11 protein-coding genes are annotated in these 12,007 nt (G+C 55.0%); all 11 read right to left on the bottom strand.

The genetic code is table 11. From position 1 onward, the window contains the following. Nucleotides 1-3: 3 nt before the first annotated feature. The 11 genes from JQU52_RS03625 to JQU52_RS03575 are packed head-to-tail and all read right to left on the bottom strand — an operon-like array spanning nt 4 to nt 11,999. Nucleotides 4-1,500: an NADH-quinone oxidoreductase subunit M gene (locus JQU52_RS03625; RefSeq protein WP_230339794.1), complete on the bottom strand. Its 1,497-nt coding sequence runs from the start codon at nt 1,498-1,500 to the stop codon at nt 4-6. 59 nt (nt 1,501-1,559) lie between these two features. Then, nucleotides 1,560-3,584: an NADH-quinone oxidoreductase subunit L gene (gene nuoL / locus JQU52_RS03620; RefSeq protein ID WP_230339793.1), complete on the bottom strand. Its 2,025-nt coding sequence runs from the start codon at nt 3,582-3,584 to the stop codon at nt 1,560-1,562. A 24-nt stretch (nt 3,585-3,608) separates the two neighbouring features. Further along, nucleotides 3,609-3,914 (bottom strand): NADH-quinone oxidoreductase subunit NuoK, encoded by a 306-nt coding sequence (nuoK, locus tag JQU52_RS03615; protein WP_230339792.1) that lies wholly within the window; start codon nt 3,912-3,914, stop codon nt 3,609-3,611. Next, complete coding sequence (locus tag JQU52_RS03610; protein ID WP_230339791.1) at nt 3,911-4,555, bottom strand: NADH-quinone oxidoreductase subunit J; 645 nt, start codon at nt 4,553-4,555, stop codon at nt 3,911-3,913. The genes nuoK and JQU52_RS03610 overlap by 4 nt, the downstream gene beginning before the upstream one ends. A 9-nt stretch (nt 4,556-4,564) precedes the next feature. Then, nucleotides 4,565-5,044, bottom strand: a complete 480-nt coding sequence (gene nuoI, locus JQU52_RS03605) for an NADH-quinone oxidoreductase subunit NuoI (RefSeq protein ID WP_230339790.1) — start codon at nt 5,042-5,044, stop codon at nt 4,565-4,567. Nucleotides 5,045-5,059: 15 nt separating this feature from the next. Next, nucleotides 5,060-6,109, bottom strand: coding sequence for an NADH-quinone oxidoreductase subunit NuoH (gene nuoH, locus JQU52_RS03600; protein ID WP_230339789.1), 1,050 nt, complete (start codon nt 6,107-6,109; stop codon nt 5,060-5,062). Between the two features lie 2 nt (nt 6,110-6,111). Further along, nucleotides 6,112-8,355, bottom strand: a complete 2,244-nt coding sequence (gene nuoG / locus JQU52_RS03595) for an NADH-quinone oxidoreductase subunit NuoG (RefSeq protein WP_230339788.1) — start codon at nt 8,353-8,355, stop codon at nt 6,112-6,114. A 42-nt stretch (nt 8,356-8,397) separates the two neighbouring features. Continuing rightward, entirely contained in the window at nt 8,398-9,693 is a 1,296-nt protein-coding gene (gene nuoF, locus JQU52_RS03590; RefSeq protein WP_230339787.1) for an NADH-quinone oxidoreductase subunit NuoF, read from the bottom strand. Beyond that, nucleotides 9,693-10,166 (bottom strand): NADH-quinone oxidoreductase subunit NuoE, encoded by a 474-nt coding sequence (gene nuoE, locus JQU52_RS03585; protein ID WP_230339786.1) that lies wholly within the window; start codon nt 10,164-10,166, stop codon nt 9,693-9,695. Before nuoE ends, nuoF begins: the two co-directional genes overlap by 1 nt. Continuing rightward, a complete protein-coding gene (locus tag JQU52_RS03580; RefSeq protein ID WP_230339785.1) occupies nt 10,166-11,419 on the bottom strand; it encodes an NADH-quinone oxidoreductase subunit D in 1,254 nt (417 codons plus the stop codon). The genes nuoE and JQU52_RS03580 overlap by 1 nt, the downstream gene beginning before the upstream one ends. Next, a complete protein-coding gene (locus JQU52_RS03575) occupies nt 11,412-11,999 on the bottom strand; it encodes an NADH-quinone oxidoreductase subunit C (RefSeq protein WP_230339784.1) in 588 nt (195 codons plus the stop codon). Before JQU52_RS03575 ends, JQU52_RS03580 begins: the two co-directional genes overlap by 8 nt. Nucleotides 12,000-12,007 lie beyond the last annotated feature (8 nt).

Below are 12,007 nucleotides of genomic sequence, written 5' to 3'. Positions count from 1 at the left end.
TCCTTACAGTTTGCTTTGTGCCGCTTGGACAATCAAATCGTTGGCGGCTTGATGCACCACCGCAATAAAGGGCTCGGGATACAGGCCAAAGCCCAATACCGCCAACGCCAGCACCGCCAGAATGAAAAACTCGCGCTTGTTCACGTCTTGCAATTTTTCCACTTCCGGATTGGCCACCGCGCCAAAAATCACCCGCTTATACATCCACAAGGTGTAGGCTGCGCCGTAGATTAGCGTCAAAGCCGCCAGTGCGCCCACCCAGAAATTGGTTTTCACAGCGCCCATAATCACCATAAATTCGCCCACAAAGCCCGAGGTACCCGGCAAGCCAGCATTGGCCATACCAAACAGCATCATAAAGGCGGCAAACACCGGCATTTTATTGGCCACGCCGCCGTAATCGGCAATATTGCGGGTGTGCATGCGGTCATACAGCACGCCGATACACATAAACATGGCGGCCGACACAAAGCCGTGCGAAATCATCTGGATAATGGCACCTTTGAGCGCCCAATCGTTCAGGTAGCCGCCGGTAAACAAAAACATACCCAAGGTAACAAAACCCATGTGGCTGATGGATGAATAAGCCACCAGTTTTTTCATGTCGGTTTGCACCAGCGCCACCATGCCGATGTAAATCACCGCAATCAGGCTGAGCACAATCATCATGGGCGCAAAGTATTTGGCCGCATCCGGCAAAATCGGCAATACAAAGCGCAAGAAGCCGTAGGCGCCGATTTTCAGGGTGATGGCTGCCAACACCATGGAGCCGCCGGTGGGCGCTTCCACGTGGGCATCCGGCAGCCAAGTGTGCACCGGCCACATCGGCACTTTCACCGCAAAGGAGAGGAAGAAACCGATAAACAGCAAAATCTGCACCGGCATGGCGATTTGCTTGATGTTGTGCAAATCAACAATGGCAAAGCTGCCTTCGGCCAAGTAAGACAGGTAAATCAAGCCCACCAGCATCAGCAAAGAGCCTAGTAGGGTATAGAGGAAAAACTTGATCGAGGCATACACGCGGCGCGGCCCGCCCCACACACCGATAATTAAATACATCGGAATCAGCATGCCCTCAAAGAACACGTAAAACAGAATCGCGTCCATGGCGGCAAAAGCGCCGTTAATCAGGCCGGACATAATCAAAAATGCCGCCATATACTGCGCCGTGCGCTTCTGAATCACTTGCCAGCCGGCCAGCACCACCATCAGCGTGGTGAAGCTGTTCAGAATGATAAACAGCACCGACAAACCGTCTACACCCAAGGCGTAGTTGAGGTTGAGTGCCGGAATCCAGCTGTGAAACTCGGTAAACTGGAAGCCGCCGTTCAAACGGTCAAAACCGGTAAACAGGGGCAGCGTTACCAAAAAGCTGGCAAGTGCGCCCACCAGGGCCAACACGCGCGCCATACCGGCACGGCTGTCGGTACCGGTGGCCAACACCACTATACCGGCCAGTATCGGCAGCCAAATGGCCAAACTGAGTAAGTAATCGTACATATTTATAGCCTAAAAAATACCAAATTGAATTCGCACAACGATACCAAATAAAACGGTATTTAAATGCCAAACAAGGAGCGGAACCACCACAGCAGCAATACCAGCACACCCAACACCATCACGGTGGCATAAGTGTAGATAAAGCCGGTTTGCATGCGCCGCACCACACCAGCCAGCGCACCCACCGCTTTGGCCGAGCCGTTCACCAGCACATTGTCAATCAAGAAGGTGTCGCCCACTTTCCAGAAGAACTGACCCAAAGCACGGCTGCCTTTGGCAAACACGTTGTAGTAAATGTCGTCGAGGTAGTATTTGTTGTCCAGCACTTTATAAATCGGCTTAACACTGGCGGCGATTTTGGCCGGAATGTGCGGCGCTTTCATGTAGAAGAACCAAGCGGTAAATACCCCGGCAATCGCCAACCACAACACCGGCGTTTGCACGCTGTGCGCCACCATGCCCAGCACACCGTGGAATTCTTCTTTCATCACCGCCATGGCCGGATGGGCTTCGGTGTTCACGAAAATGGCGTCTTTAAAGAAATTGCCGTAGAGCATGGGTTCGATTACCCACAAGCCCACCAATACCGAAGGAATGGCCAACAGCACCAGCGGCAGTGTAACCACCCACGGGCTTTCGTGCGGATTATCGTTCGGGCCTAGGCCGTGATGGTGGTCATGATCATCGTCGTGGTGGTCATGCTTGGCTTCACGCCATTTTTCTTTGCCGTGGAACACCATAAAGTACAGGCGGAAAGAATAAAACGCGGTAACAAACACACTGGCCACCAAGGCAAAGTAGGCAAAGCCGCTGGCTGGCAGATTGGAGGCGTGCACCGCTTCGATAATCGAGTCTTTGGAGTAAAAGCCGGAGAAAAACGGCGTGCCAATCAACGACAAGGAGCCGATTAACATGGTAATCCAAGTGATGGGCATGTATTTTTTCAGGTTGCCCATATTGCGCATGTCTTGATCATGGTGCATGCCGATAATCACGCTACCGGCGGCCAAGAACAGCAAGGCTTTGAAAAAGGCGTGGGTCATCACATGGAATACGGCAATGCCGTAGGCCGATGCACCCAGCGCCACGGTCATATAGCCCAGCTGCGACAAGGTGGAATACGCCACCACACGCTTGATATCGTTTTGGATCATGCCCAAAAAGCCCATAAACAAGGCCGTAATCGCACCGGAAATCATCACCACATTCAGCGCTGTGCTCGACATTTCATACAACGGCGACATGCGCGACACCATAAAGATACCGGCCGTTACCATGGTGGCGGCGTGAATCAAGGCCGAAATCGGTGTCGGGCCTTCCATAGAGTCCGGCAGCCATACATGCAGGGGGAACTGTGCCGATTTGCCCATTGCACCCACAAACAACAAGATGCAGGTAACGGTGAGCAAAGACCACTCTTGCCCCGGAATCAGCTCAATGGTGGCATTGGCCAGCGTCGGCGCATTGCCGAACACATCGCCGTAGTGCAAGCTGCCGCCAAAATAGCCTAAAATCAAGGCAATGCCGAGCAAGAAGCCGAAGTCGCCCACGCGGTTAACCAGAAATGCTTTTAAATTGGCAAAAATAGCAGTGGGCCGTTTAAACCAGAAGCCGATAAGCAAGTACGACACCAAACCCACGGCTTCCCAACCGAAAAACAGCTGGATAAAGTTATTGCTCATCACCAGCATCAGCATGGAGAAGGTAAACAGCGAAATATAGCTGAAAAAGCGCTGATAGCCCGGGTCATCCTGCATATAGCCGATGGTGTAGATATGCACCATCAGCGACACACTGGTCACCACCACCAGCATCACCGCAGTGAGGCTGTCTACCAAAAAGCCCACAGAAAAATCCAGCCCGCCCATGGTCAGCCAGGTGTACACGTTTTGGTCGAACACCTGTGCTTGGCCGGTGGCAAAGCCATACAGCACCCATGCCGACAACACGGCCGACACCGCCACACCGGCGATGGTGACGCAATGCGCGCCCACGCGGCCAATCCATTTGCCAAACAAGCCGGCCATAATGGAGCCGAAGAGCGGGGCCAAGGCAATCGTCAGATATAAGCTCATATTATCCATTCGTATCTCGTCTCACTCGCTCGTTTAGCCTTTGAGGCTGTCCAAATCCTGCACGTTGATGCTGCTGCGGTTACGGAAAATCAACACCATAATCGCCAGGCCGATGGCCGATTCGGCCGCCGCCACCGTGAGGATAAAGAACACAAAAATCTGTCCGGCGGTGTCGCCCAGATACTGCGAAAAGGCAATAAAGTTGAAATTCACCGCCAACAGCATCAGCTCAATGGCCATCAACAGCACAATCACGTTTTTGCGGTTCATGAAAATGCCCATGGCGGAAATGGCAAACAATAAGGCCGCCAATACCAGATAATGGCTCAGGGTAATCATGCTTTGCCCTCCTCTTGCGCCGCTTCTTCATGGTTTTTTTGCACTACTTCCGGCTGCATTTTCACCATGCGGAAGCAATCTTTGGCCTGCACTTTAACCTGCTCGGCCGGATCGATATAACGCGGGTTGGTGTTTTTGCGGTGCACCAGCGCAATCGCCGCCACCATGCCCAGTACCAGCAATACCGCTGCCAGCTCAAACGGCAACAAATAAGTGGTGTAAAGCTGCATACCCAAATCACGCACATTGCTGTAATCGGCGGGGATGTCTTTCATCGCGCCAAAAGAAGCCAGATTGGTTTGCGGGTTTACCAGAATCAGAATCACCAGCGCCCCGGTAACCACGCCCACCAAACCGGCCAGCGGCGCATGGCGCCAAAAACCGGCGCGCATGGCTTCTACGTCGATGTCGAGCATCATCACCACAAACAGGAACAACACCATCACCGCGCCCACATATACCACCACCAGCACGATGCCGAGGAATTCGGCCTGCATCAGCAGCCACATCATGGCGCTGGCACAGAAGGTGAGCACCAAAAACAAAGCCGCATGTACGGGGTTTTTGGCCATCACCGTGCCCAAGGCACCGGCCAAAATCACCGTTGCAAACACATAAAATAAAATCAGTTGGAAAGTCATAGCCACCTCTTAACGATACGGTGCATCGGCTGCTTTGCGTTTGGCGATTTCGTCTTCATATTTATCGCCAATGGCCAGCAGCATCGGTTTGGTGTAATACAAATCACCGCGTTTTTCGCCGTGGTATTCGAGGATATGGGTTTCCACAATCGCGTCTACCGGGCAGGCTTCTTCACAAAAGCCGCAAAAAATACACTTGGTTAAATCGATGTCGTAGCGGGTGGTGCGGCGAGTGCCATCGTCACGCTGCTCCGATTCGATATTGATGGCCAAGGCCGGGCACACGGCTTCGCACAGCTTACAGGCAATGCAGCGCTCTTCGCCGTTGGGGTAGCGCCGCTGGGCGTGCAGGCCGCGAAAACGCACCGATTGCGGTGTTTTTTCTTCGGGGAAATAAATGGTGACTTTGCGGGCGAAGAAGTTTTTCAGGGTCACTTTCATGCCCGTGAGCAACTCTGTCAGCAAAAAGGTTTTTACTAAATTAGCCATAAATACTCGCTCCCCTTATTGCCACAACGACAAGGGTGAAATCATCCATAAACCCAGCGCAATCACCGCCACAATCGTTACCGGAATCAGTATTTTCCAGCCCAAACGCATGATTTGGTCGTAACGGTAGCGCGGGAAAGTGGCGCGGATCCACAGGTAAAAATACAAAATGGCCGCCATTTTGATAAACATCCACAGCGCACCGGGCGTGCCCACAAAGCCCCAGCTTTGCGGAAACGGCGACAGCCAGCCGCCCAAGAACATGATGGACGTGAGCGCGGCAATCAAAATCATGAAAATGTATTCGGCTAGGAAAAACAGCGCAAAGGCAAAACCGGAATACTCCACATGAAAACCGGCCACAATTTCCGACTCGCCCTCGGCCACATCGAACGGGGCACGGTTGGTTTCGGCCACTGCAGAAATCAAATACACAATAAACAGCGGGAATAGCGCCAGCCAGTTCCACGAAAACACCGAGCCGCCCATGATGCCGCTCGATTGTGCCGCCACGATGTCTTTAAAGTTCATGCTGCCTGAAACCATAATCACACCAATCAAGGCAAAGCCCATGGCGATTTCGTAGGAGATGGTTTGCGCAGACGAGCGCATGGCACCCAAAAAGGCATATTTGGAATTGGACGCCCAACCGGCAATAATCACGCCGTACACCGACAATGAAGTAATCATCAGGATATACAGCAAGCCTGCATCTACATTGGTGAGCACCCAGGTGTCGCTAAACGGAATCACCGCCCACGCCGCAAACGCCGGTGCCAACGACAACATCGGGCCGATGTAAAACAGCGCCTTGTTCGATTGACTGGGGCGGGTAACTTCTTTAAACAGCAGTTTGAGTACGTCGGCAAAAGGCTGAATCAAGCCGAAAGGACCGACCACATTCGGACCCACGCGCAGCTGCATATAGCCGATCACTTTGCGCTCGAAATAAGTCAGGTAGGCCACGGTGAGGATGAGCGGCGCCAGAATGATGACGATTTTCACCAACACCGACACCACCAAGCCGATGTCTGTACCCAGTAATTGTTGGAACCACGCTTGCATGATTATCCTTTGCTCAATTCAACGGTGGTCAATAAAGCACCCAATGTCCAGTTGGCCTGATGCAGCGGCAAGGCCACCACGTTTTCAGGCAGCCCGTCATCGGCAGCCACAGTTACCGCCAATGTTGCTTGGCCTTGTTTGGCCTGGGCGGTGTCGCCGGCGACTAAACCCAAACGTGCCAGCGTGGCGCTGTTTACACGCGCGGCCGGTACGGCGGCTTGCACAGTGGCCTGTAACGGGGCAGAACGGCGCACCACCGCATCGGTGGCATACATGGCCACGCCGCCCACGCGCAATAAACCCGTATCGGCAGCGGGGGCGGCAGGTGCCGTACAATCGTTGTTGAGGCTGCCTGAAAGCGTTTCCGCATTAACCGCACGCGCCAGAATTTGCTCGCTGCTTTCATACTCAAAGCCACTCAAACCCAGCACATTGCCCAACACCCGCAATACTTTCCACAGCGGCCGCGCTTCGCCTGCGGCTTTCACCACGCCGTGGAAGGATTGCAAGCGGCCTTCCATATTGATAAAGCTGCCTGAAGTTTCGGTAAACGGCGTAATCGGTAGCAGCACATCGGCCATTTCGCGCAGCACCGGGCTGTCAAAAGCGGTAAAGGCCATCACGGTTTGCGCCTGTTTCAGTGCCGCCACAGCGGCACCGCCGTTGGCCACATCCATATCCGGCTCTACATTCAACAACAGCACGGCTTTTTTCGGCGCGGCGATTTGCGCGGCAATACTGTGCTCGGCGGCAGTGGCATTCACGCCCACCACATCGGCCCCCACACTGTTGGCGGCCTGCGGCAAGATACCCAATGTGGCACCGCTACTTTGCGCCAAGGCTTGCGCCGCAGCATAAATGGCAGCGGCATCAGGATGGTTTTGCGCTTCCGCACCCAACACAATGGCGGCTTTTCCTGCGCCTTGCAGCAAGGCAGCGGCTTCATCGCTGCCAAGCCATTGCGCCCAAGCGCCCGGGTGCAGCACAGTTTGCGCGGCCAGCGGCATATGCAAGGTTTCGGTACCGGAAGCCAACACCGCCACTTTCATGCCTTGTTTGGCGGCTTGGCGGATGCGCGCGGTGAGCAGCGGCTGCTCTTGGCGCAGATTGGCACCCACAAACAGCACGGCATCGTTTTGCGCCAATGCGGCAATGCTTTGCCCCAGCCACGGCGCGCCTTTGAGGCTGCCTGAAAGGCGGCTGTCGAGCTGGCGCAAACGGCTGTCGATGGCTTTAACGCCCAAACCGACCGCCAGCTCGCGGGCGAGATACATTTCTTCTACGGTATTGGCCGGGTTTACCCACATGCCGATGGCGTCGGCACCAAAATCTTTGCTCACGCCACGCAAGCCTTTGGCGGCATAGTCGAGCGCGGTTTGCCAATCCACCACATGCCATTGGCCGTCTTGCTTGATTTGCGGCTGGCTTAAGCGGTTTTGGTACAAGCCTTCGTAGGCGAAGCGGTCGCGGTCTGCAATCCAGCATTCGTTGATGGCTTCGTTTTCCAACGGTAATACGCGGCGCACGCCGTGGTCTTTGGTTTGCACAATCAGATTACTGCCCAAAGCATCGTGGGCGGAAATGGTTTTGCGGCGGCTCAATTCCCATGAACGCGCATCGTAGCGGAACGGTTTGCTGGTGAGCGCACCCACCGGGCATAAGTCGATAACATTGCCCGACAATTCGGTTTGCACCACTTCGCCGATAAACGGCACGATTTCGGAAAATTCGCCACGGTTAATCATGCCGATTTCCTGCACGCCGGCGATTTCTTCGGTAAAGCGCACGCAGCGGGTGCAATGGATGCAGCGGCTCATTTCAGCCGCCGACACCAACGGCCCCATGTCTTTGCCCATTACTGCGCGTTTGGCTTCGGTGTAGCGGCTGGCGCCGTTGCCGTAGCCCACGGCCAAATCTTGCAGCTGGCATTCGCCGCCTTGGTCGCAAATCGGGCAATCAAGCGGGTGGTTAATCAGCAAAAACTCCATCACGCCTTGCTGGGCTTTTTTCGCCAGCGGCGAATCGGTTTTCACCACCATGCCGTCGGTTACCGGAGTAGCACAGGCCGGCAAGGGCTTGGGGGCTTTTTCCACTTCCACCAAGCACATACGGCAGTTGGCGGCGATGGAGAGTTTTTTGTGGTAACAAAAGTGCGGGATATAGGTACCCGCTTGGTGGGCGGCTTCGATTACCGTACTGCCCTGCTCCACCGAGAGTTGTTTACCGTCTATTTGAATTTGTAACATGGGTTCGCAATCCTAAATAAGCGCGTTGCGCCACAGCGCCAATCAGCACCAGCGGTGTTCTTTCATCGGGCGACCGTGTTCGATGTAGTGCTCGAATTCGGCGCGGAAATGCTTGGTAAAGCTGCGCACCGGAAATACGGCGGCATCGGCCAAAGCGCAAATGGTGCGTCCGGCCATATTGTTGCCAACGGAATCGAGCAAATCCAAATCTTCCGGGCGGCCTTGGCCGTTGGCAATGCGGTGGATCACACGGTAGAGCCAGCCGGTGCCTTCGCGGCAAGGCGTGCATTGGCCGCACGATTCTTCAAAGTAGAAGTAGCTTAAGCGTTCCAACGCTTTCACCATGCACACGTCTTCGTCCATCACAATCACCGCGCCGGAGCCGAGCATGGAGCCCGCTTTGGCAATGGCATCGTAATCCATGGTGGTTTGCATCATGATGTCGCCGGGCAATACCGGAGCGGAAGAGCCGCCGGGAATCACCGCTTTAAGCTTTTTGCCGCCGCGCATGCCGCCGGCCATTTCCAGCAAGGTGGCAAACGGGGTGCCCAGCGGCACTTCGTAGTTGCCCGGGCGCTCAACGTGGCCGGAAACGGAAAACAGCTTGGTGCCGCCGTTGTTGGGAATGCCTTTGTCGGCAAAGGTTTGGCCGCCATCACGGATGATAAACGGCACCGAGGCAAAGGTTTCGGTGTTGTTGATGGTGGTGGGCTTGCCATACAGGCCGAACGAAGCCGGAAACGGCGGCTTAAAGCGCGGCTGGCCTTTTTTGCCTTCCAGCGATTCCAGCAGCGCGGTTTCTTCGCCGCAGATATAGGCGCCGTAGCCGTGGTGGGCAAACAATTCGAAATCGAAACCGCTGCCCAAGATGTTTTTGCCCAACAAACCGGCATCGCGCGCTTCTTGCAAAGCCGCTTCAAAACGCAGGTAGCCGGAAAAAATTTCGCCGTGAATATAGTTGTAGCCCGCCACCGCACCCATGGCATAACCGGCAATAATCATGCCTTCAATCAAGGCGTGCGGATTGTAGTCGATGATGTCGCGGTCTTTAAAGGTGCCCGGCTCGCCTTCGTCGGTATTGCACACCACGTATTTGGCACCGGGAAACGAGCGCGGCATAAAGCTCCACTTCAAGCCGGTGGGGAAACCGGCACCGCCGCGGCCGCGCAGGCCGGAGGTTTTCACTTCCGCAATCACATCGTCTTGCGCGGTTTTGTTGTCGAGGATTTGCTGCAACGCCTGATAGCCGCCGCGCGCCCGATAGGCCGCCAAGGTCCAGACATTGGGGTCTTGCGTGTCTACCCCGTCAAAAATCACGCCTGCTTGGTAAATCGCCATCAGTTCAACTCCGCCAGTTTCGCTTCAATCGCTTCGGGGGTCATAAAGCTGCACATTTTGTGGTTGTTTAAGAGCATCACCGGCGCATCGCCGCAAGCACCCATGCATTCGCCCTCCATCAGGGTGAATTTGCCGTCGGCGGTGGTTTCACCAAAGCCGATGCCGAGCTTTTGCTGCAGATACTGAGCGGCATCCACGCCACCGCGCAGGGCGCAAGGCAGGTTGGTACACACGGTGAGCTTGTATTTGCCCACCGGCGCCAGGTCGTACATATTATAAAAAGTGGCCACTTCGTAGGCCGCCACCGGCGCCATGCCGATGTAGTCGGCCACAAATTCAATGGCTTCTGGTTTCAGGTAGCCTTGCTCTACTTGCGCAATACGCAAGGCGGCCATTACCGCGCTGCGGCGTTGGTCGGCCGGATATTTGGCCAACTCGATGTCGATTTGTTTTAAACTTTCAGCGGACAACATTATCGATCCACCTCCCCGAATACAATGTCTTGAGTACCGATAATCGCCACCACATCGGCCAGCATATGGCCATGTGCCATTTCGTCCATGCCTTGCAAATGGGCAAAGCCGGGGGCGCGGATTTTCATGCGGTAGGGTTTGTTGGCACCATCGGAAATCAGGTAAATGCCGAATTCGCCTTTCGGGTGCTCAATGCCCGCATACACTTCGCCTTCGGGCACGTGCATGCCTTCGGTAAAGAGCTTGAAATGGTGAATCAGGTCTTCCATACCCATTTTCATGTCGGTGCGCTTGGGTGGTGCTACTTTATGGTTTTCCACAATCACCGGCCCCGGATTGGCTTTCAGCCACGCCACGCATTGCTGGATGATGCGGTTGGATTGGCGCATTTCATGGATACGGCACAGGTAGCGGTCGTAACAGTCGCCGTTTACGCCCACGGGAATATCGAAATCCACTTGCGCATAGGCATCGTAGGGTTGCTTTTTGCGCACGTCCCACTCAATGCCGGAGCCGCGCAACATCACGCCGGTAAAGCCTTTTTGCAAGGCGCGCTCAGGCGATACCACGCCCACGCCCACGGTGCGCTGTTTCCAGATACGGTTGTCGGTGAGCAAGCTTTCGTACTCGTCGACACAGCCAGGGAAGCGCTGGGTAAAGGCCTCGATAAAGTCGAGCATGGTGCCTTCGCGGCTTTCGTTCAGCTCTTTCAATACTTTGGCGTTGCGGTATTTGCTCGACTCGTATTTGGGCATAAAATCGGGCAGGTCGCGGTAAACGCCGCCGGGGCGGAAATAAGCCGCGTGCAAACGGGCGCCAGACACGGCTTCGTATAAATCCATTAGCTCTTCGCGTTCGCGGAAGGCATAGAGGAATACGGTCATCGCGCCAATATCAAGCGCATGCGAGCCCACGCCCATCAGGTGATTCAGAATGCGGGTGATTTCGGCAAACATCACGCGGATGTATTGGCCGCGCAGCGGCACTTCGATGCCGAGCAGACGCTCAACGGCAATGCAATAGGCCTGCTCGTTGCACATCATCGACACATAATCGAGCCTGTCCATATACGGCAGTGCTTGCAGATAGGTGCGGGTTTCCGCCAGTTTTTCGGTGCCGCGGTGCAAGAGGCCGATGTGCGGGTCGGCACGGACAATGGTTTCGCCTTCCAGCTCCAAAATCATGCGCAGCACGCCGTGTGCTGCCGGGTGTTGCGGGCCGAAGTTGATGGTGTAATTGCGTAATTTAGCCACCGTATTGCTCCTCTCTGACGATGCGCGGGGTGATTTCGCGCGGCTCAATCGTCACCGGCTGGTAGATTACGCGGCCTTCGGCCTCGTCGTAGCGCATTTCCACATGGCCGGAAATGGGGAAATCTTTGCGGAAGGGGTGGCCGACAAAGCCGTAGTCGGTAAGGATGCGGCGCAAATCGGGGTGGTTGTTGAACAAGATGCCGTAGAGGTCGAACGCTTCGCGCTCATACCAATCGGCAGCATTGTATAAATCCACCACCGAATCCACCATGGGGAAGTCGTCGTCATCGGCCCATACGCGCACGCGCAGGCGCCAGTTGTACTTGAGCGACAACAAATGGCTCACGACTGCAAAGCGCTTGCCGTGCCATTCTTGGTTTTTGTAGGTGCTGTAGTCCACGCCACACAAGTCGATTAGCTGCTCAAAGTGCAGCTCGTCGTGGTCGCGCAGGGTTTGCATAATCGAATGATAATCGGCGGCGGCGCATTCGAGGGTAAGCTCATCCACAGCGTTAATAAGCGTGGCACGCTCGCCCAAAATTGCGCCCAAGGCTGCCTGAAGTTTGCTGATGTCTGCCATTTCAAGCT

It is taken from the genome of Paralysiella testudinis (assembly GCF_016894345.1).
GTDB lineage: Bacteria > Pseudomonadota > Gammaproteobacteria > Burkholderiales > Neisseriaceae > Paralysiella > Paralysiella testudinis.
Note: the sequence above shows the minus strand (reverse complement) of the source record. Positions and strands in the feature narration are given on the sequence as shown.